This is a genomic window from Stackebrandtia albiflava, from assembly GCF_007994225.1.
Classification (GTDB): Bacteria; Actinomycetota; Actinomycetes; order Mycobacteriales; family Micromonosporaceae; genus Stackebrandtia; species Stackebrandtia albiflava.
In genome coordinates, this window is the sequence record NZ_VLLL01000009.1 from 130,270 (window position 1) to 150,468 (window position 20,199).

23 protein-coding genes are annotated in these 20,199 nt (G+C 69.6%); 11 read left to right on the forward strand and 12 right to left on the reverse strand.

Annotated elements, in window-relative coordinates:
* Positions 1 to 147 precede the first annotated feature (147 nt).
* On the reverse strand, positions 148 to 999 hold the full coding sequence (locus LX16_RS23285) for a glycerophosphodiester phosphodiesterase (RefSeq protein ID WP_147143350.1): 852 nt from the start codon (positions 997 to 999) through the stop codon (positions 148 to 150).
* A 199-nt stretch (positions 1,000 to 1,198) separates the two neighbouring features.
* Here LX16_RS23285 and LX16_RS23290 point away from each other — a divergent pair, with 199 nt between their 5' ends.
* Together LX16_RS23290 and LX16_RS23295 are read left to right on the forward strand one after the other, a co-directional pair.
* Positions 1,199 to 1,978: a tyrosine-protein phosphatase gene (locus LX16_RS23290; protein ID WP_147143353.1), complete on the forward strand. Its 780-nt coding sequence runs from the start codon at positions 1,199 to 1,201 to the stop codon at positions 1,976 to 1,978.
* A gap of 100 nt (positions 1,979 to 2,078) precedes the next feature.
* Entirely contained in the window at positions 2,079 to 2,738 is a 660-nt protein-coding gene (locus tag LX16_RS23295) for an MgtC/SapB family protein (protein ID WP_147143356.1), read from the forward strand.
* Between the two features lie 3 nt (positions 2,739 to 2,741).
* Here LX16_RS23295 and LX16_RS23300 read toward each other — a convergent pair whose 3' ends face one another.
* The gene (locus tag LX16_RS23300; RefSeq protein WP_147143359.1) at positions 2,742 to 3,851 is read right to left on the reverse strand and encodes a PP2C family protein-serine/threonine phosphatase; all 1,110 of its coding nucleotides are present in this window, start codon (positions 3,849 to 3,851) and stop codon (positions 2,742 to 2,744) included.
* A gap of 49 nt (positions 3,852 to 3,900) precedes the next feature.
* Entirely contained in the window at positions 3,901 to 4,536 is a 636-nt protein-coding gene (locus tag LX16_RS23305) for a Pr6Pr family membrane protein (RefSeq protein WP_147143362.1), read from the reverse strand.
* Between the two features lie 238 nt (positions 4,537 to 4,774).
* On the opposite strand from LX16_RS23305, the gene LX16_RS23310 reads away from it, so the two are divergent.
* Entirely contained in the window at positions 4,775 to 5,212 is a 438-nt protein-coding gene (locus LX16_RS23310; protein WP_147143365.1) for an ABA4-like family protein, read from the forward strand.
* A 65-nt stretch (positions 5,213 to 5,277) separates the two neighbouring features.
* On the opposite strand, the gene LX16_RS28070 is transcribed toward LX16_RS23310, so the two are convergent.
* On the reverse strand, positions 5,278 to 6,009 hold the full coding sequence (locus LX16_RS28070; protein ID WP_147143368.1) for a D-Ala-D-Ala carboxypeptidase family metallohydrolase: 732 nt from the start codon (positions 6,007 to 6,009) through the stop codon (positions 5,278 to 5,280).
* 257 nt (positions 6,010 to 6,266) lie between these two features.
* On the opposite strand from LX16_RS28070, the gene LX16_RS23320 reads away from it, so the two are divergent.
* Both LX16_RS23320 and LX16_RS23325 read left to right on the forward strand, forming a co-directional pair.
* A complete protein-coding gene (locus LX16_RS23320; protein ID WP_147143371.1) occupies positions 6,267 to 6,500 on the forward strand; it encodes an antitoxin in 234 nt (77 codons plus the stop codon).
* 20 nt (positions 6,501 to 6,520) lie between these two features.
* Positions 6,521 to 6,808 carry a PIN domain-containing protein gene (locus tag LX16_RS23325; protein ID WP_244615953.1) on the forward strand — a complete coding sequence of 96 codons (288 nt, stop codon included), beginning with the start codon at positions 6,521 to 6,523 and terminating at the stop codon, positions 6,806 to 6,808.
* A gap of 26 nt (positions 6,809 to 6,834) precedes the next feature.
* On the opposite strand, the gene LX16_RS23330 is transcribed toward LX16_RS23325, so the two are convergent.
* From LX16_RS23330 to LX16_RS23345, 4 genes are read right to left on the reverse strand one after another with little or no spacing between them, the layout of a single operon-like run.
* Positions 6,835 to 7,587, reverse strand: a complete 753-nt coding sequence (locus LX16_RS23330) for a class I SAM-dependent methyltransferase (RefSeq protein ID WP_147143377.1) — start codon at positions 7,585 to 7,587, stop codon at positions 6,835 to 6,837.
* 10 nt (positions 7,588 to 7,597) lie between these two features.
* Positions 7,598 to 7,960 carry an MGMT family protein gene (locus tag LX16_RS23335; RefSeq protein WP_211354722.1) on the reverse strand — a complete coding sequence of 121 codons (363 nt, stop codon included), beginning with the start codon at positions 7,958 to 7,960 and terminating at the stop codon, positions 7,598 to 7,600.
* Positions 7,953 to 9,149: a PrsW family intramembrane metalloprotease gene (locus LX16_RS23340; protein WP_147143383.1), complete on the reverse strand. Its 1,197-nt coding sequence runs from the start codon at positions 9,147 to 9,149 to the stop codon at positions 7,953 to 7,955. Before LX16_RS23340 ends, LX16_RS23335 begins: the two co-directional genes overlap by 8 nt.
* Complete coding sequence (locus LX16_RS23345; protein WP_147143386.1) at positions 9,146 to 9,745, reverse strand: hypothetical protein; 600 nt, start codon at positions 9,743 to 9,745, stop codon at positions 9,146 to 9,148. Before LX16_RS23345 ends, LX16_RS23340 begins: the two co-directional genes overlap by 4 nt.
* A 195-nt stretch (positions 9,746 to 9,940) precedes the next feature.
* On the opposite strand from LX16_RS23345, the gene LX16_RS23350 reads away from it, so the two are divergent.
* Positions 9,941 to 11,287, forward strand: coding sequence for a GH1 family beta-glucosidase (locus LX16_RS23350; RefSeq protein ID WP_147143390.1), 1,347 nt, complete (start codon positions 9,941 to 9,943; stop codon positions 11,285 to 11,287).
* On the forward strand, positions 11,284 to 12,537 hold the full coding sequence (locus tag LX16_RS23355) for an MFS transporter (protein ID WP_147143393.1): 1,254 nt from the start codon (positions 11,284 to 11,286) through the stop codon (positions 12,535 to 12,537). The genes LX16_RS23350 and LX16_RS23355 overlap by 4 nt, the downstream gene beginning before the upstream one ends.
* Positions 12,538 to 12,594: 57 nt before the next feature.
* On the opposite strand, the gene LX16_RS23360 is transcribed toward LX16_RS23355, so the two are convergent.
* Positions 12,595 to 13,692, reverse strand: a complete 1,098-nt coding sequence (locus LX16_RS23360; RefSeq protein WP_147143396.1) for a branched-chain amino acid aminotransferase — start codon at positions 13,690 to 13,692, stop codon at positions 12,595 to 12,597.
* 228 nt (positions 13,693 to 13,920) lie between these two features.
* Positions 13,921 to 14,961 carry a 3-isopropylmalate dehydrogenase gene (locus LX16_RS23365; RefSeq protein ID WP_147143399.1) on the reverse strand — a complete coding sequence of 347 codons (1,041 nt, stop codon included), beginning with the start codon at positions 14,959 to 14,961 and terminating at the stop codon, positions 13,921 to 13,923.
* Between the two features lie 331 nt (positions 14,962 to 15,292).
* On the opposite strand from LX16_RS23365, the gene LX16_RS23370 reads away from it, so the two are divergent.
* Entirely contained in the window at positions 15,293 to 15,622 is a 330-nt protein-coding gene (locus LX16_RS23370) for a hypothetical protein (RefSeq protein WP_147143401.1), read from the forward strand.
* Here LX16_RS23370 and LX16_RS23375 read toward each other — a convergent pair.
* Positions 15,614 to 16,609 (reverse strand): glutathione S-transferase family protein, encoded by a 996-nt coding sequence (locus LX16_RS23375; protein WP_147143404.1) that lies wholly within the window; start codon positions 16,607 to 16,609, stop codon positions 15,614 to 15,616. The two genes, LX16_RS23370 and LX16_RS23375, sit on opposite strands and share 9 nt — an antisense overlap.
* Before the next feature lie 256 nt (positions 16,610 to 16,865).
* Here LX16_RS23375 and LX16_RS23380 point away from each other — a divergent pair, with 256 nt between their 5' ends.
* The gene (locus LX16_RS23380) at positions 16,866 to 17,102 is read left to right on the forward strand and encodes a FitA-like ribbon-helix-helix domain-containing protein (protein WP_147143406.1); all 237 of its coding nucleotides are present in this window, start codon (positions 16,866 to 16,868) and stop codon (positions 17,100 to 17,102) included.
* Positions 17,099 to 17,518 (forward strand): type II toxin-antitoxin system VapC family toxin, encoded by a 420-nt coding sequence (locus tag LX16_RS23385; RefSeq protein ID WP_147143409.1) that lies wholly within the window; start codon positions 17,099 to 17,101, stop codon positions 17,516 to 17,518. The genes LX16_RS23380 and LX16_RS23385 overlap by 4 nt, the downstream gene beginning before the upstream one ends.
* A gap of 101 nt (positions 17,519 to 17,619) precedes the next feature.
* Here the strand turns inward: LX16_RS23385 and serA are convergent, their stop codons facing one another.
* A complete protein-coding gene (gene serA / locus LX16_RS23390; RefSeq protein WP_147143412.1) occupies positions 17,620 to 19,221 on the reverse strand; it encodes a phosphoglycerate dehydrogenase in 1,602 nt (533 codons plus the stop codon).
* 235 nt (positions 19,222 to 19,456) lie between these two features.
* Here serA and LX16_RS23395 point away from each other — a divergent pair, with 235 nt between their 5' ends.
* Positions 19,457 to 19,930, forward strand: a complete 474-nt coding sequence (locus LX16_RS23395; RefSeq protein ID WP_211354723.1) for a hypothetical protein — start codon at positions 19,457 to 19,459, stop codon at positions 19,928 to 19,930.
* Positions 19,931 to 20,199: the final 269 nt, after the last annotated feature.

Consider the following 20,199-nt stretch of genomic DNA (forward strand, 5'->3'; position numbering starts at 1 on the left):
CGAGTCGCGTCACCGACGAACGGAACGGCGTGGTCGCCCGGCGCGCCCGCGGAGGCCGGTCGAGCGGTCACGTGAACCGCCCATGGGAACGACCGAGGCCGCCACCCGGGCGCTTCACACGCCGGGTGGCGGCCTCGGTTCCCCGATTCAGTTGACTCCCGCCGGTTCCCGATCCAGCACCGCCGCCAGCACACCGGGGTAGTCGGTCGTCAGGGCGTCGACGCCCCAGTCCAGCAGTTCACGCATCCGGTCCGGGTCGTTGACGGTGTAGACGTTGAGGCGCAGCCCCGCCGCCTGCACCCTGGCGACGTCGTCGGGTCCCGACACGGCCCGCTCGTCCACTCCGAACTCGTCGGCCCAACCGGCGAGCCGGGCGAGTCGGCTCCTCCCCGGGATTCGCGTCGCCAGCCACATCGACGCGACTCCCGGGCGCAGTGCCGACATCCGGCGCAGTGAGTCCGCGGCGAACGAGAGGAACGTCAACCGGTCCGCGGCGATCAGGTCGTCCCATCGGGAGTCGGACGAGAGGACGTCGTCGACGGCCCTCTCCAGTCCCGGGTGCCTCGCGGGGTGCTTCAACTCGACGAACAGGCCGGTGCGGCAGGGCCCGATCAGGTCGGGCACCTCGGCGAGGGTGAGGATCCGCTGTCCGGCGAACCGCCCGTTCCGGTGGGCTCCGGCGTCGAGGCGGTGGAGTTCCGACAGCGTGAAGGTGTTCACGGGGTGGTCGGCCCGGCCCGGGAAGACCGCCGCCACGTCGGTCGTACGCGCCGGGGTGAAGTCGTGGAGCAGCACCGGAACACCGTCCCGGGTCAACTGCACGTCCACCTCGATGGTCGTGGGCCGGTGGGCGGCCGCCGCGGCGAAGGCCGCGGCCGTCATCTCGGGCGCGTCACCGCAGCCGGCCCGGTGTGCCACCGCGAAGCGGCCACGTCCACGGTGGAGGCGACGGTGTGCCCGCGCGGTGGGGACGGCCCGGGTTCTGCGTACGTGAATCATGGTTACGCACCTCGGTAGAAGGTTCGGTCCCGCGCCAAGGTAACGGCCGGACCGCACGGAGGGGACACACGCGGATGTCGGGCGGGGAAACTCGGTGCGGCGGGCGGGTGTCCTGCCACCGGTCGTCCGGCATGTCGCCGCTGCGCGTGGTCGCCCTCACCGGCCACCGGTATAGTGCCAGCACTCGAAGGGAGACGGCGTGGCGTTGATCGAGTTGGAGGGCACCCCGAATCTGCGGGACGTCGGGGGCCTGCACACCGCCGACGGCAGAACGGTCAAGAGCGGCCTGGTGTACCGGTCGAGTTCGCTGTCGGGACTGACCCCGGCCGACGTGACCCGGGTGGCGGAGCTGGAACTGCGCACCGTCATCGACTTCCGGACCTCCGACGAGGTGCGCACCGACGGTCCCGACCGCCTGCCGGAGGGTGTGGAGCCCGTCGCGTTGCCGGTGGGTGGCGGCAGTATCCAGCAGTTCTACGCGCTGGCGGTGTCGGGCGATCCCGGGAGACTGACGCGAGTACTCGGCGACGGCGGCGGGGCCCGGTTGATGTGCGACGTGAACCGTGGATTCGTCGACAACGACGCCGAACGGGCGCAGTTCGGGAAGGCCGTGGGGTTGGCGGCCGGCCCGGACGGGCTGCCGGTGCTGTATCACTGCACGGCGGGGAAGGACCGCACCGGATGGATGACGGCGATCCTGTTGACCCTGCTCGGAGTCCCCCGTGACTCCGTGATCGCCGACTACCTGGCGTCCAACGAGTTCTACCGGCCCCGGGCGTCGGACCACCTGGCGATGCTCATCCGCGCCGGTGTACCCGTCGACCTGTTCATCCCCGTGCTGGAGCAGCGACCGGAATACCTGACGGCGGCGTTCGACACGGTGGACCGACGGTACGGTTCGTTCGACGGGTTCGTCACCGACGGACTGGGCCTGACACCGGAGGCGGTGGACGGTCTGCGGGAACGCCTGCTCGATTGAACCGGGACTCCTCCGGGGAAATACGGTCCTGCGGTGAGCGGACCCGTCACCGCCGACGGCGACCGCGACGCGCATCGCCCCGCACAGAGGACGGTGACTCATGGACTTCTGGGAACATCTCGGCCTGCTCGGCCTCGCCCTGTTCCTCGGCCTGCTGATCGGGGCCGAACGCGAGTACGAGGGCAAGCCGGCGGGCATGCGCACCCACGCGCTCATCGCGCTCGGTTCGGCGCTGTTCGTCATGGCGGGACGCTACGGCTTCGACGTGTCGGCCGACTCCCCCGGCGTCGATCCGGCCCGTATCGCGGCCCAGGTCGTGTCGGGAATCGGTTTCCTCGGCGCGGGCGTCATCTTCTTCCAGCGCAACCTCGTGTTCGGGATGACGACGGCCGCCTCGATCTGGGTCACCACGGCGATAGCCATGGCGTGTGCGGCGGGCCTGCCGGTTATCGCGGTCGGCGTCACGGTGCTGCATCTGATCGTGGTGGCGGGGTTGACGCCGATGGAACGGTTGATCGGGCGGTTCGCGAAACGTTCCGGGCGGCTGCAACTGACCTACGACTCGGGTACGGCCCTGGCGGCGGCGCTCGCGTTGTGCACCAGTCAGGGGTTCACCGTGACCGAGGTCAGCACCGAACGGTCGCGGGAGGGTTCCCGGAGTACGAGGCTGACGGTCCGGGGGCGGGGCTCGATCGCCAAGTTGACGTCCGACCTCAGCCAGGAGGCGCACATGCTGGGTGTCACGCTGGAGGAGCTGTGACCCTCACGGCGAGACCCTGATCGCCAGCACCGCCATGTCGTCCCGTCGCCTGGCCCCGAAGTCGTCGAGGTCGACGTCGATGAACTCGACGAGCTGCGCCGCGGTGACGTGTGGTTCGTCGGCGAGCCGCCGGGTGACCCTCTCCACCAGCGGGTAGAAGGTGCCCTGGCGGTCGCGGGCCTCGGTGACTCCGTCGGTGTAGGCCAGCAGTACGTCGTCGGTCTGGAGCCGGGCGGAGACGGTGGTGACGCCGCCGCGCAACTGGCCGGCGAGGCCCAGCGGCGGACCCGGCGGCGCGACCAGTTCCCTGACCCTGCCGCGCCGCAGCAGCAGCGGCGTGGGGTGACCGAAACTGGTGAGTCTCACCTCGCGGTTCCCCGGCGGGAACTCCATCAGCAGCGACGTCGCGAACGAGGTCCTCCACTCGTCACGTCCTGCGTTGTCCCACGCCATCCGGCGTTCGAGGCGGCCGCCGATCCCGTCCAGGGTGGAGTCGTCGAGTGCGCCCTCCCGGAAGGAGCCCAGCAACGCCGCCACCGTGGCGACCACGCCCAAGCCGTGGCCCTTGACGTCGGCGACCATCACGCGCACGCCGTAGGACGTGTCCTGCACGTCGAACATGTCGCCGCCCACCATGGTGTCCTGTTCCGCGGGCCGGTACCAGGCGGCACACCGCAGGGCGCCCACGGCGTCGGGGATGTGCGGCAACAGGGCGAGTTGCGCGGACCGGGCGACCGTGCTGACCCGGACGAGCCGGTTGTTGTACCTGTCACGCACCCACGCCATGAGGATGCTCATCACCACGATGCCGAACATGGTGGACAGTCCGTCGGTGGCGGTGTCGTGCCAGCCGTCGGGCGTGTCGGCGAGCAGGTAGAACAGCACGAACTCGGTGATCGCGACGAGCGACAGCAGGCTGGTGAACAACGGGCCGTTGACGAGTGCCGCGAGCGGTGGCATCGCCACGATGAGGAAGGAGAGTCGTACGTTGTCGGGTGTCAGCAGGTGTGCCGGCAGTAGTCCGAGCAGCACCAGCACGGGAAGCCATCGCAGCCACGCGGGTGCCCTGTCCCCCGGGGACGCCATCGCGGTCCGCTTCAGCAGCTGAAGCACCCGGCCAGCTCCTCTCCGGCACTCCTCCGGTGCACCGGTCACACCGTGTTCATGGATTGTGCACCGATGTGGCCGCGTCGGCGGTTCCCGACATGCCGGGGTCGCCGACTTGTGGTCGCCGGGCGCCGTCCCGGCGCAACGTGGCGACGGCCAACAGGCCCGTCGTCACGGCCGTCGCGCCGGCCACGGCGGCGAGGACGGGCACACCGGACGCGGTGACCTGACGGATCCACACCGGATACCAGCCGCCCAGGCCGCCCAGCAGGAACACGATCGCCGGGTAGAGGAGCAGCGGCGCACTCCAGGCGGCGACGAGCCGGGCGGTGACCCTGCGCCGCGGCGGCCACAGGCACCAGTCGGCCGTCAACGCCAACGGCAGGACCCACTGCGGCAACGGCCACGCGGGGACGGCCTCCGACGCCAGGCAGGTCACCGCGACCACGACGCCGGAGAGGCAGGCGGCACCGCGCAGGCCGTCGAACCGGGGGTCACGCGGGTCGGACGCGGCGGCGGTGACGATCAGGCTCACCGCGGCGAGCAGGCCGACGACCATGGAGGCGTCAGTCAGTTGGGCGGCGACCCCGTGGCCCGGGGCGTCATGCCACCGGCCGAGTTGAAAGGCGACGGTCGCGGCGACGACCAGGCCGAGAACCGCCCTGGTGTATCTCGCGAAACCCTCCGTCATGTACCCCCCGCACCGGACTCTAGCGGGTGGGGACCTGGTCGGGGGCGTGAACATTGTGGTGGAAGGCGGAGGCGAAGCGGCCCGCCCACGTCCGGCCGCGCGCCGTCACCCGGCCGGGCGTGCTGCGGCGCGGAGCGCGGTTGCGGAACGTCGGCCGCGGCGGGAGGCGGCTCCCCTCAACCAATGGGTACCGCTACTATCGATAGTGGCGTTACCCATTATCCACAGGAGGCGGCACATGGCCGACACGCTCTTCACACTGGTGTTCGTACTCGCGGCACCGTTCTGGTTCCTGATGATCGTGCTGCCGCGCTGGCGGTGGACGGTGACGATCATGAAGTCGCCACTCATCGCGCTACCGGCCGCCGCCTGTTACGTGATCCTGTTGGTGCCCCAGTTCGGGACGGTGCTCACCGCGGTGTCCCGACCGGACATCGAGGCGGTATCGGCGCTGCTCGCGACCCCGGAGGGCGCGGCGCTGGGCTGGGCGCACTTCATCGCCTTCGACCTGTTCGTGGGGGCGTGGGAGTACCGGGACTCCCGGCGGCGCGGCGTGCACCCGCTGGTCATGGCCCCGATCCTGCTGGTGACGATCCTGCTCGCGCCGTTGGGATTCGTGCTGTACCTGGCGGTGCGGGCGGTGTGGCCGCGCTCCCGGACCGAGGCGGCCGGGTGAACTCGACCGACGGCGGCAGCACGGGCGTGCCCGGAATGCGGACACGCCCGTGATGTCGTGACGGATCAGACCCCGCAGCTCGGGGCGTCCCAGAAGCGACCGGAACGGGCCGCGACGTGAACGTGGTCGTTGTGGCCCGGGTAACCGGGGCCGAGGATCTCGTAGAATCCGTGGTTACGGGCCTGCTTGACCATCGTGCAGAACGAGTGCGAGCCGACCAGGTCGACGGCGTCGCCGTACATGTGCCGGCTGTTCGTGGCACCGCCGACCGCGGAGTTGCACGAGACGCTGCGGAAGCCGCTGCTGATGTTGATCGGGCGGTCGCCGAGCGCGTGACGCAGGGCCTCCAGCTTCCACATGGCCCGGCGGCCGTTCTCCTTGGCGGTGGCCGCCGACACCCGTCCGCCGCCCCATGTGCTGTTGCACCGGTTCAGTTCGGCGTAGGTGAAGTGGATAGGGGTGTTGTCGGAGTCGGACAGCGCCTGCAGCTTGCCGCGCGTGTTCGGGCCGACGATGCCGTCCACGGCCAGGCCGTATGCCTGCTGGAACCGCCGGACCGCCGCGTGAGTGGCCGGACCGAAGGCACCGTCGATCGCCAGGACCGCGCCGTAACCGGGGTATCCGGCGACGCGGACCTGCAGTTCGCGCACATCCGAGCCGGAGTGGCCCTGTTGCAGGGTGCGGGGGAAGACGTATCCGGCGGCGTGGGCGACGCCTCCGGTGAGACCGACTACCGCGGCGGTGGTGGGCAGGGCGATCGCCGCCGTGAGAAAGGTGCGCCTTGACTGTTTGGACATTACCGGGTATCCCTCCAGTGTGTCTGAGCCGCCTGGGGGCGGCGGCTCGACAACAGGATGCCGCAGTTGTCAAGCCACGTCAAGAAACTCGCCGTGATCTGCGCAGATGGAAAGTTTCCTACATCGGCATATTCGCATCGAATTCTTCACGCTGAGGTGACGACCGGGGATCGGGACCTCATCCGGCCGCCCGCCGCCACACCGTCGGCGACGCCTCGACCACAGGGCGTGGCACATCATGATGCGATGATGGATCGATGCGCACGACCATAGACCTACCCGTCGATCTGCACCGGCAGGCGATGTCGATCGCGCGGGACACCGGCAAGACCCTGAGCGAAACCGTGGCCGACCTCATGCGCCGCGCACTGGGCACCGGTCAGGCGACGTCACAGGTGTTCCGCAGCCAACGCACCGGCCTCTCCGTCATCAGGCTCGGCACCGTCATCTCCACCGAGGACGTCAGGGCCTTGGAAGACGACGATCGATGATCGCGCTCTTGGATGCCGACGTGCCGATAGCGCTTCTCGTAGAGGACCACGTTCATCACGCCGCTGCCGAGAACCGGCTCACGGAGTATGACGGCGACATCGCCACCTGCCCGATCAGGGAAGCCTCGTACGTCTGGCCCGACGGCCCGCAGTCCACCGAGGTGGCGATGACAGGCGTCATCGGCCACCGGCAGGTGACCGACGCGTATCCGGCCGCGCTCGCCCGGTCTCATGACGGCCGGCCGGCGACCTTCGACCAGGGCTTGGCGAAACCACACCCGGACGTCACCGAGCTGGTACCCGTCTGATGATGTGAGCCGACGGCGCGACCGGTTCAATCCGGTTTCCGCGCCACCACGAGGAAGCGGTGATGCCGCACCGCGAGCCCTCCGTCGGCGGTCATCCGGTCGTGCAGGGCCGACAACCGGTCGCGGTGCGCGGCGGGATCCCAGCCGTCGATCTGCCACGGCGCCATCCGCAGGTACAGCACCACCGCACCCACGTCGGTGAACCGGCCGGGCGGGAACGCCTCGCGCCGAGTGGTCACCGTCAGGCCGGCCTCGGCGACCAGTCCCGCCGCCGCGTCCAGGTTCCAGTCCCCGTACGGGTTGGCCGGGCCGCCGAGGGCCGCGTTGAGCTCCGACAGGTCGCCGCCGCCCACCTGCTGGGTGAGGAACACGCCGCCGGGCCGAAGGATCCGGGCGACCTCGCGGGCGTCGAAGGACTCGTGACGGTTGAGGACGAGGTCGAATCGCGCGTCCTCGAAGGGCAGCACGTCGTCGCGGTCGGCGTCGGTGGCGACCACCTCGACACCCAGCGGTTCCAACCGCCGCCGCGCCACCGGTACGTTCGGCGGATACGACTCGGTGGCCGTCACCCGGCCGGGAGCGGGCAGCAGACGCGCCAGGAACTCGCCACCGCCGGTCCCCATGTCCAGTACGGCTTCCGCCGTCGCGACCGCCTCGGCCGCCGACGTCTCGTAGTCCCAGTCCGGATCGCCCTCGGTCAACCGTCCCGACAGGACGGAGAAGTCCCACCCCTCGAAGTCCGTCGACAACGCCCGCTCGATCAGCTCATCACCGTCCATATCGGCGAAACTATCCGGTCCCCTCCGCCCCGGCCACCGAATTCCCGGCGGGCCGTTCACCGTCCCAACGTGCCCGCGTCATGTCGATCCGGGGCAGATGCCGGTCACCGGTACCGTCTCGCAACGGCGTCCCCTCCCGCCGGTACCGCGCCAGTGCCTCCGTCTCGTGCCCCGGCAGCAGACGACCGTCGGCACGCACCACCCGCCACCACGCCACGGTCGCGCCGTAGAGCGTCATCACCCGGCCCACCTGCCGGGGACCGCCCCGGCCGAGGTGGTCCGCGACGTCGCCGTAGGTCATCACGCGACCGGCGGGAATCAGGTCCACGACCGACAGGACGTCGTCGGCGTACTCGGGCAGCGCGTCAGTCACTCGGCATATTCTGCCGCACGCCGGGCAGCCTCGCCGCCTCCAGCTCCTCGCGGATGCCGCGCACGTTCATGCTCGCCACCACGATGTCCAACGCGGTCTCGGGGTTCTGCCGTGACCGTTGGGCACGGAACAGCGCCTCGCTCAGCTCCACCTGAGCACGCTGCATCCGCGACACCAGTTTCTTGCCCGCCGTGCCGTAGATGAACTCGGCCTGTTTGCGGGCCTTACGACGGGTCCGCAGGTTGCGCATCGACTCCATCTCCTCGGGCGTGATCACCGTCTCGGGCTGCCCCTGCATGATCTCGGTGAACCACCGCCACTCCCTGCGCACCGCGTGCCGGTACAACGACAGGAAGAAGACGAGGATGAGGATCCCCTTGCCGTAGGTCACCAGGACGTTGAGGCCGCCGGGTAGCCAGGCCGGCATCGGTGAGTTCCACAGGAAGTGCATCGCCCAGGCCGCCAGGAACAGTGCCGCCGCGGTCAGGTACCGCACCGTCGCCGGGCGGCGGCTGGTGACGGCGAAGGCGACGCCCAGTCCGGCGACCCCGGTGTAGATCGGGTGGCTCCACGGCCCGGCGACCAGGATCCGGGTGATCGTGATCGACAGTGAACCCGCCAGGTCGCTGTTGGGATTCGACAACGCGAAGTTCACCGCGTAGGTCAGGTTCTCCGCCACCTGGAAGCCCAGCCCGCAGAACGCGCCGTAGATCAGGCCGTCCAGGGCGTGGTGGAAGTGCTCCCTGACGATGAGGACGATCGCGATGACGCCGAGCATCTTCAACCACTCCTCGTTGAGCGGTCCCGCGATGGCCGGCCCCCACCGCGTGGCGAACGGTACACCGTACAGCTTGGTCAACAGCGCCAACAGGTTGTTGTTGGCGATGATCGACACCGACGTCGCCACCAGCGCGCCCCAGATGAACGCCGCCGCGCGCACCGCGGCGGGTTCCCGCTCGAACAGGTCCATCCGGCCGAGGATCCAGATGAACACGGCCGCGAGGACGCCGTTGAGCAGGATCGCGATCCACAGCGCGGTCGACAGTTCGCGGAGCGCGCCGGTCAGGGTCTCTCCGATGTGGATCAGGCCGAAACCGACGAGCCCGACGTACAGCCAGAACGCGGGTTTCCTGACCCGGACGAACGTTCCCTGACCCTCCACCACGACCCGTGTGGTGTGCCCGGTCATACGACCTCCAAGGTGGCGAGGATCTGCTCGATGGTGAGCGCCTCGCCGTCGAGACGGCCCAACGGCGCCCGCGTCACGACCACGGCCGCGACGTCGCCGCGGCCCAGGACGTAGAGCGTTCCGCCGTACCGCTCCCCGGTGAGGGTTCCGCGGTAACCGGTCAACCCGGTCGGGGAGGTGTAGCGTTCCTTGCCGGTGGTGAACATCGCCGGGTCCTCGTTGCCCAGGTCGCGGGACTGCCGGTCGAACAGCACCCCGAAGTCGTCCACGCCGGCCATGGCGTGGGTCTCCAGCCACACCGAACCGTGCACCAGGACGACGGTGCTCTGCCGGTTCCGGCCGGTGGCCGTGCGCCAGCCGGAGCCGTCGGCGGGGATCGTCAACCGGATCCGGCCGAACGAGCCCGTCTCGGGCGGTCCGGTCGCGGACAGGGTCAGCACCGTCCCGGGTGCCACCTCGGCCTCCCCGGGCACCGCCTTGTTCCACTGTGTCCAGAACAACGCGGGGAGGAAGACGGCGATCGCCAGCGCCACCGCCGGCCAGGTACGGCGGCGTTCGAGCCCGAACCGGTTGAGCTGGACCGCACCTTCGATCACGTTCATCCCCTTCGCGCGGTTTAGGAGGTCTCGGTCAGTGTGGCAGCTTATCGGCCCGACTCACCGGTATCGGACCGTGCGCCGTGGCGTTCGCGGGCCCCCACGGAAACCCGGTTTGCTGGTAGGTTCTCGCGTGACATGACCCTTCCTCATGTTCTGCGGTCATCCTCCCGTCAGTCCCCCATGGAGGCAGCCATGACGACCATGCCGCCGTTTCCCGACGACTTCGCCTGGGGCGTCGCCACCTCCGCGTTCCAGATCGAGGGAGCCGTCGACACCGACGGACGTGGCCCGTCGATCTGGGACGGTTTCAGCCACACCCCCGGACGCATCCGGGGAGACGACGTCGCCGACACCGCGTGCGACCACTACCACCGGTACCGGGAGGACGTCGACCTGCTGCGGCGACTCGGCGTGGACGTCTACCGGTTCTCGTTGAGCTGGTCCCGGGTCGTCCCCGACGGCCTCGGCCACGTCAACGGCGCGGGCCTGGACTTCTACGACCGGCTGGTGGACGCACTGCTCGACGCCGGGATCACCCCGATGCCGACCCTCTTCCACTGGGACCTCCCCCAGGAGCTGGAGGACCACGGCGGATGGCTCCGGCGCGACACCGCCGAACACTTCGCCCGCTACACCGGCGTCGTCGCCGAACGACTCGGCGACCGGGTACGCGACTGGATCACCCTCAACGAACCCTTCGAACACATGGCGCTGGGCCACGCGCTGGGCGTCCACGCGCCCGGCCACACGATGGGACTGGCGGCACTGCCGGTCGCCCACCACCAACTCCTCGCCCACGGCTTGGCCACCCGGGTACTGCGCGAGCACTCCGCCGCGCGCGTCCTGCTGACCAACAGCTACTCCCCCGCCCACGCCGCCTCCGACGACCCCGCCGACCACGCGGCGGCCGCCGCCTACCACGCCCTCCACCACGGGCTGTTCACCGATCCGGTGCTGCGGGGCCGTTACCCGGACCTGTCCGCCTTCGGCGTCGACGTCACCGCCCTCGACTTCGTCGCAGACGACGACCTCGCGATCATCTCCACGCCCCTCGACGGTCTCGGGATCAACTACTACAACCCGACCCGGCTCGCGGCACCACCGCCGGGCGAGGCGCTGCCGTTCACCATGGTGGACTTCCCGGGCGTGGCCGTCACCGACTTCGGCTGGCCGGTGATCCCCTCGGGTCTCACGCAGCTCCTCACCGGACTCGCCGCCGAATACGGCGAGGCACTGCCACCACTGTGGATCACCGAGAACGGCTGCTCCTACCGGGTCGAGCCCGGCACCGACGGCCGGTTCCACGACCAGGCCAGGATCGACTACCTCGACGCCCACATCAGAGCCGTGCACGCCGCCATAACGCTCGGCGCCGACGTGCGGGGATACCTCACCTGGACACTGATGGACAACTACGAGTGGGCCGAGGGCTACCACCAACGCTTCGGCCTGGTCCACGTGGATCCCGAGACCCGCGACCGCCACCCGAAGTCCTCGTTCGACTGGTACGCCGGCCTCATCTCCGGGCAACGCGGATGACGACCCCGCACACCGCCGAACCGCGGCGGCGTGTCGGAGCGGGATGGATCGGCGGCATCAGCGCGGCGACGCTCGGCGTGTACGTCGCGTTCTTCACGCCGATACAGGTCCTGCTGCCGCTGCATCTGGCCGAGGTCGACGCGGACGGGCGGATCGGCTGGTTCGGCGTCGTCACCGGGGCCGGTGCCCTGGTGGCCGTGGTCGCGAACCCGGTCGCGGGCGCCCTGTCCGACCGGACCACCTCCAGGTTCGGCAGACGGCACCCGTGGACGCTGGGTGGGGTACTGGTCGGAGCCGTCGCCCTGGTGGCCCTCGGGCAACAGACCACCGTGTGGGGCGTCCTCGTCCTGTGGTGCCTGGCCCAGGCCGCGCTCAACGCCGGATACGCCTCACTCAACGCGGCGGTGCCCGACCACGTCCCGGTCCGGCAACGCGCGGCCGTCTCCGGTTGGATGGGGTTCCCGCAGGCGCTCGGCCTGGTGGTCGGCGCCGTACTGGTGACCATGGTGGTCACCGGCACCGCCGCCGGTTACACGGCGGTCGCCCTCGCGGCGGTGCTGCTCGTCCTTCCGTTCGTGCTCACCACCGCGGACCCGCCGCAGCCCCGAAAGACCTCGCCGCGGCGCCCCGCCCGTGAAGTGCTGCGGGCACTGTGGATATCACCGCGCAGGCACCCCGACTTCGGCTGGGCCTGGATCACCCGGTTCCTCGTGATGCTCGGCAACTCCACCGGCACCCTGTACCTGCTGTACTTCCTCCAGGACGCGGTCGGATACGAGCGGCTGTTCCCCGGTCACACCGCCGACGAGGGCGTGCTGATCCTGACCCTGGTGTACACCGGCGGCGTGCTCGCCACCGCGGTACTCGGCGGGATGCTCTCGGACCGCCTGGGCCGCAGGCGTTTCCTCGTCACCGCGTCATCGCTGGTCATGGCGGTGGCGGCACTGCTGCTGACGTTCTGGCACACCTGGCCGGTGACCGTCGTCGCGGCGGCCGTGATGGGGGCCGGCTTCGGCGTGTACCTCTCGGTCGACCAGGCGTTGATCACCCAGGTCCTACCGCGCGCCGCCGACCGCGCCAAGGACCTGGGGGTCGTCAACATCGCCAACTCGGCGCCACAGGTGCTCGGCCCTGCGTTGGCCGCCCCGATCGTCTCGTGGCTCGGCGGGTACACGGCCCTCTACGCGCTCACCGCGGTGGTCACCGTCGCCGGCGGGATCCTGATCTGGCGCGTCAAGTCCGTCCCCTGACCCGACCACCCCGCGCGGTCCCCGCCGACAACGGCGGGGACCGCGCGGAAGAACGGGTCAGTCCAGGACGGTGGTCCAGCCGTACGGGTCGGGGATCTTCCCGTGCTGAATGTCCAGCAGGGTCTGCCGGATCTGCATCGTCAACGGCCCGGCCTGCCCGTCGGAGGCGCTGAACTCACCGTGCACGTCGCGGACCGCGCCGATCGGGGTGACCACCGCGGCCGTGCCGCAGGCGAAGGCCTCCGTCAGCTTGCCGGAACGCGCGTCGGCGCGCCATTCGTCGATGCTGTACGGCCGCTCGTGGACCTGGTAACCGGCGTCGCGCGCCAGGGTGAACACGGCGTCGCGGGTGATGCCGGCCAGGATCGTCCCCAGCGGCGGGGTCACGATCGTCTTGTCGGCGTCGAACACGAAGAAGATGTTCATCCCACCGAGCTCGTCGACGTACTTGCGGTGCACCGCGTCGAGGAACACCACCTGCTCGCAGCCGTTCTCGATGGCCTCGGCCTGCGGCCGCAGCGAGGTCGCGTAGTTCCCGCCGCACTTGGCCGCTCCCGTGCCGCCGGGTGCGGCCCTGGTGTACTCGTGCGACACCCACAGGCTCACCGGCTGCGGTCCCGACTTGAAGTAGGCACCGGCGGGAGAGGCGATCACCGAGAACAGGAACTCGTGGGCGGGCCGGACGCCCAGGAACTCCTCGGAGGCGAACATGAACGGCCGCAGGTAGAGGCTGGTGTCCTCGCCTTCGGGAACCCACGCCCTGTCCACCTCCAGCAGCACCCGCAGCGATGCCAGGAAGGTCTCCTCCGGCAGCAGCGGCATGGCCATCCGGTCGGCGGAACGCTGGAACCGCGCCGCGTTCTCCTCCGCCCGGAACAGGCCGATCCGGCCGTCCGCGCGGTGGTACGCCTTCATCCCCTCGAAGATCTCCTGCGCATAGTGCAGGACGGCGGTGGCCGGCGACAACGACAGCGGTCCGTACGGCACCACCTCGGCACTGTGCCAGCCCTTACCCTCGGTATAGCGGATGGTGACCATGTGGTCGGTGAAGTCACGCCCGAACCCGGGGTTGGCCAGGATCGCCGCACGTTCGGATTCCGACCTGGGGCTGGGGTGGGGCCGGATCTCGAACTGTGACACGTCTATGCCGGTCATCTCAATCCCTCCAGGAGACGTCGTCGTCGGTGGGTGTGCCAGGTGGAACCGCGCCGCGGGTGGCGTGGTGGTGATACCCATATTGAAACTTACCGTTCGTTCAGGAGCCCTGATGCACCCGTACCGCCGGACGACGACGCGCCCGGACGGCGGCTGCCGACCGGGCGCGTGTGAGTAGGACGGGACGCCCGCCGCTCGTGGGGCGGCGGGCGGTGGGTTCGCCGCGGGTCAGCCGAGGAGCTCGGATACTCGCGCGGCGACCCGGTCACCGACGGCGGAGGTGTTCCGCGACTCGCCCGGGGTCCGCCCGGCGAGTTCGTCGGCGACGGCCCGGCCGACCGCGGTGGCGGCCTCACCGTGACCGAGATGTTCCAGAAGCATGGAGGTCGACAGGATCGCGGCGACCGGGTCCGCGACGCCCCGGCCGGCGATGTCGGGAGCCGAGCCGTGCACCGGCTCGAACATGGAGGGGTGCGAGTGGTCCGGGTTGACGCATCCGGATGCCGCGAGGCCGATACCGCCGGTCACCGCGGCGGCGATGTCGGTCAGGATGTCGCCGAACAGGTTGTCGGTGACGATCACGTCGAAGTCCTGCGGCCGGGTCACGAGGTACATGGCGGCGGCGTCGACGTGTTGGTACTCGGTGGTCACGTCGGGGAACTCGGCGGCGACCTCTTCGAAGCAACGGCGCCACAGGTCTCCGGCGTGGGACAGCACGTTGGCCTTGTGGACGCAGGTCACGTGTCGGCGGTCGCGGCGGAGCGCGCGCTGGAAGGCGTCGCGGATGACACGTTCGGTGCCGTACCGGGTGTTGAGGCTCTCCTCGGTGGCGATCTCGGCGGGTGAGCCGCGATGCAGGCTGCCGCCGGCTCCGGCGTACAGGCCCTCGGTGCCCTCACGCACGACCACCAGGTCGATCTCGCCGGGTTTGACGTCGGCGAGCGGCCCGTTCGTTCCGGGCCAGAGGCGGGACGGCCGCAGGTTCACGTACTGGTCGAAGTCGAAACGCAGTTTCAGGAGTAGACCGCGTTCCAGGACGCCCGGGGGGACGGTGGGGTCGCCGACCGCGCCGAGCAGGATCGCGTCGTGCCCGTCGATCTCGTCCTGCACCGATCCGGGGAGGATCTCGCCGGTGCGGTGGTAGCGGGCGGCGCCGAGGTCGTACTCGGTCGCCTCGTGCCCCGGCAGGGCCACGTCGAGGACCTTGCGCGCCTCCGTGATGACCTCGGTGCCGATTCCGTCGCCGGGGATCACCGCGATCCGCGTCATGTCATTCCACCTTCGTTCGCCGCCTGAACGGCACCACCATACCGGAAGCTTCCCGCATTTCGGTGGATCGATCCCACGATGTGGCGCACTCACCTGTTCGGGTGCCACCACTCGTGCCAACGGCCATACCACCGCACCGGCGCCACACGGACGTTTCCGCAGTTGGGAGCCTCGACGACGGACGACCGTCACCCGGTCGGTGGAAACCTGCATCTGCAAGTCGCACCGACGGTGCGACTCCGAGGACGCGCCACGGTCCAGTCTGTACCGGCCGGGCACCGGACGATCGGTCCCGGCCGGTACCGATGCTCGCGAGGGGACGACCGACGAGATGACGAACTGTATCTACGATCCGGCGATACGCCTGGCCGCGCCCGAACAACTGCGCAGCAGCGCATGCGGCAACCCGATGCTTCCCGCACAGGCCGACCGGCACACCCTTGTCTACCGCTGTGACCCCGACGTCTGCGGCGAGCACGTCGCCGAGATCGACGCCGTCGAGGCGGGACTCGTCCGCGAGTACCGCGCCTTCCGCGTCCACGAGTGCTGGGGCCGCCCGACGGAGGCGCTGCTCACCGCGATGTACGACGCGCTGAAGCTCGCGTGGGTCTCCGACGGACGGGTCTGCCCGGGCGCGGTGAGGTTCCGCGACTCAGCGTGAGGCCGCGGTCGGATCGGGGCCCGGGGGTGTGCCGTCACCGAAGGGCCGGCCTCCCAACGCCTCCCTACCGTGGGGAGTCGTCCAGCCGGAGAGGTCGGGGCCGCACGGAACGATCCGCGTCGGGTTGATGTCGGTGTGCACCTGGTAGTAGTGCCGCTTGATGTGGTCGAAGTCGACCGTGTCGGTGAATCCCGGGGTCTGGTAGAGATCCCGGGCGTAGGCCCACAACGCGGGCATCTCGGTGAGCTTGTTCCTGTTGCACTTGAAGTGCCCGTGGTAGACCGCGTCGAAGCGGACCAGGGTCGTGAACAACCGGATGTCGGCCTCGGTGATGGTGTCACCGACGAGGTAACGCGAGCCGGTCAGCCGCTCCTCCAGCCAGTCCAGTCGCGAGAACACGTCCCGATAGGCCGCGTCGTAGCGTTCCTGCGTGGTGGCGAAACCCGCACGGTACACACCGTTGTTCACGTCGCGGAACACCGCCTCCACGACCTCGTCGATCTCGTCGCGCAACGGTTCCGGGTACAGGTCCGGCGCCCCGGGGCGGTGATGCGCGGTCCACTCGGTCGACAGGTCGAGTGTCATCTGTAGATAGTCGTTGGTGACCAGCCGTCCGCTGGGGACGTCGACGATCGCGGGGACGCTCACGCCGCCCTCGTACCCGGGTTCCGCGAGCTGGTACGCCTCGGCGAGGTAACGGATGCCCAGGACCGGATCGACGTCGCCGGGGTCCAGTGTGAACCGCCAGCTCTTCTCGTCCTGGATCGGATCGGCGACGCCGAGCGAGATCGCCTCCTCCAGGCCCAACAGCCGCCGTACCACGAGCATGCGGCTCGCCCACGGACACGCCAGGCTCACCACCAGCCGGTACCGACCGGGCTCCACCGGCCATCGCGCCCCGGGGTCGTCCAGTATGCGGTCGTCGAAACGGCTGCGGGAACGCTTGAACTCCCCTGTGGAGTCGGTGCTGTGGTTGTTCTCGACCATGTGATTCACCTCATCGGTCCGGGATGTCCGCTCAGCTTAGAGGCAGTGTCGGTCTCCCGTCCGTCGCGAGTGGCCTCCGGCCGAGTGCGCCGTCCCGTGACCGAGGCCTCGTTTCTCGGAGCGTCGACAGGTCGGCCCTCGCGGAGACGCACGCGGCGATACCCGGCCACGTCCGCCACGACGCCCCCACTCGCACGGTGACGACACCATCGGCGGCTTGACGGCATTTCGCAGCTGTTGCTGCTATATTGCATGCATGACCGTATCGATCACCATTCGGCATGTTCCCGAATCGGTACGCAACGAGCTCGCGGCGCGAGCGGCGAAGAACGGCCGCTCGCTACAGGAGTTCCTGCTCCACGAGCTCTCCGACCTGGCCGCCCGGCCACCCCTGGACGAAGTGGTGGCACGGACTCGCCGCCGTGTCAGCGACCTCGGAAGCCGGGTCACCCCCGATCACATCCTCGACTTCCGCGACGCGGACCGCCGGTGACCGGTTCATCGGCCGGGTCCCTGGTCATCGACGCGTCGGCGGTGGTCGCGCTGCTGACGGAACCGGGCGCGGTCGGACACTGGGTCGCCGAAACGATCAGCGGCACGACGCTGCACGCTCCCGAGCTGATGTGGTACGAGGCGACGAACATCCTGCGCCGGGCGCGCCTGGCCGGACTGCTGAGCGAGGCACACGCCACCCTGGCGCACTCGGATCTCCTCGATCTCAACATCAACCTGGACCCCTACCGCGACCTCGCCGGTCGGATCTGGGAACTCCGTGACAACGTCACGTCCTACGATGCGGCGTACGTCGCGCTCGCCGAACTGCGGGGGATCCCGTTGTTGACGCTCGACGTGAAACTCGCGCGCGCCAGCGGGCCGCGGGCTCGGATCCTCACACCACCCGCCACCTGACGTCCGACCACGAAGAGGCCGGAACCGGGTGGAATCGGTATCGGCGTGTCCGAGCCGCGTGCCCGCCGTTCCGGAACCGGAGCGGCGGGCACGCGACGACGTCAGTCGGTCAGGGTGACGGCGGTGGCGGTCGTGGCGCCCACCGTGGACGACAACCGGGACAGCAGTTCGGGGGACACCTCGGCGTCGGCGGCCACGACCATCAACGCCTCTCCGCCGGCCTCCTTACGTGCCACCTGCATCGCGGCGATGTTGATACCGGCGTCGCCGAGCGCGCCTCCGACCAGGCCCACCACGCCGGGGCGGTCGTGGTATCGCAGGATCAACAACGGACCCTCGGCGTCGATCTCGATGTCGAAGCCGTCGATCTCGGTGAGCTTGCGGATCTCCTTGAGGCCCTGCGTCACCGTCCCCGACACCGTGAGCGCCCGGCCGTCCACCAGCGCGCCCCGGACGGTGAGCTTGTTGTGGTAGTCGAGGCTGTCTCCGGAGGTGAACAGGCCGACGTCCACGCCGCGTTCGGCCGCCAACAGCGGCGCGTTGACATAGGTCACCTGCTCGGCGACGTCCACGAACAGTCCCTTGGTGGCGGCGAGCTGCAACACGGTGACGTCGTTGGCCACGACCTCACCGCGCACCTCGACCGTCACCGACTGCGCGGCCCCGCCGGACACCGCGGTGAAGACGCGCCCCAGCCGTTCGGCGAGCGGCAGCAGCGGCCTGACCTCCTCGGCGACCAGGCCACCGGCCTGGACGTTCACCGCGTCGGGGACGAACTCGCCGGACAGGGCGAGCTTGACGCTGCGCGCCACGGCGAGTCCCGCGTTGTCCTGGGCCTCGCGGGTGGACGCGCCCAGGTGCGGGGTGACCACGACGTTGTCCAGTCCGAACAACGGCGAGTCGGTGCACGGCTCGGTGGCGAACACGTCGATGCCGGCACCGGCCACCCGGCCGTCCGACAACGCCTCCGCGAGGGCGGCCTCGTCGATCAGGCCGCCGCGGGCCGCGTTGACGATCCTGACTCCCGGCTTGACCTTGTCGAGTTCCGCCTTGCCGATCAGGCCGACCGTCTCGGGGGTCTTGGGAAGGTGGATCGAGATGAAGTCCGCCTTCAGCAGCAGGTCGTCGAGGCTGACCAGGTTGATGCCCAGTTGCGCGGCGCGCGCGGGCTGTACGTACGGGTCGTAGGCGATGAGCCGCGTGTCGAACGCGGCCATCCGGGCGGCGAACAACTGCCCGATCTTGCCGAGCCCGATGACGCCGACGGTCTTGCCGGCCAGCTCCACGCCGGTGAACTTCGACCGCTTCCACTCCCCCCGTTTGAGTGAGGCGTCGGCCTGGGCGGTGTGGCGGGCGGAGGCCAACAGCAACGCCACCGCCTGTTCGGCGGCGGACACGATGTTGGAGGTCGGGGCGTTGACGACCATCACGCCACGTGAGGTCGCCGTGGAGATGTCGACGTTGTCGAGGCCGACTCCGGCGCGCGCGACGACCTTCAGTCGCGGCGCGGCCGCCATGGCGTCGGCGTCGATGCGGGTGGCGCTGCGGACGATGACGGCGTCGGCGTCGGCGAGCGAGGCGTGCAGCGTCGGGATGTCGGTGCCGTCGATGGTGCGCACCTCGAAGTCACCCGACAGCACGGCGATCGCGGAGTCGGCGAGCTTGTCGGCGATGACGACGACGGGTCGGACTGGCGTGGTCATGGGTTGAACGCTCCTGGCGGATTCGCTTCGATACGGCGGGCCGATGGCCACGCTGCCATCACAAAGATCACGCCGCTGCGGCTGCTGAGCAGCGGTGATGAGCCTCGCCAATGGTATGTCCGCCCATCTGACGAGACGCCACCGGGGCGTCACCGGGGGCTCGGCGCAAGAGACATCCACATACCTGCTTGACAGCCGGTGAATACCGAACTACTTTCGAACTATGATTCCGGCCGTGACCGTCAACTTCTCGGAACTCGTCAACAAGAACCGCAGCACCCTCGCGCTTCTCGACGACAACCCCGGAATCCGGCTCCACCGCCGGGACGGGGAGGACCTGGTCCTGACGACCGTGGAACGTTACGAGACGCATCTGGCGACGGTGTCGGACGCGCATCGTTTCCTCATCGCGCTGACCCGGATGAAGGCCTGGCGGAAGGACGTCCTCGAAGAGGTACTGCCTTCGGTGTACCCGTGGGTGCGGTTCCTTCCGGAGCCCGAGCGCGCCGAGTTCGCGGCCGAACTGGCCGACCTCGCCGAAGCCGCCGACAGCATAGGCAATCAGTCCGCGTTGCCGACACTGGTCGCCGCCTGGCGGCATACCGCCGAGATCCACGCCGATCCGGTGCTGCACCGAGTCCTCAACCGTGAATACGGTGACGACTTCGGTGAGGTACCCGAGCCCGGCGCACCGGAGGCCGCCGGGTGAGCCCACGGCGTGGTGACCGGGTCGCGCCACCGGCGGTGGGCGGTGAGTGGCACATACGTTTCGCCGACAACACCTCGGCGAAGGGCTGGGAAGACCTCTGTTCTCAGGTGCCGTCCGCCGCGCGAACGGCGTGGGACCTGATGCGGAACCGCCCACCGTCAGTGGTGGGGAACGAGCGCCATCACCGTCTCAAGGGCTCCCTCCGGCATTCGACCTACCGGGGTGTCGTTCACGAACAGTGGCAGATCGAGGTGACCGGAAGCGGCCGC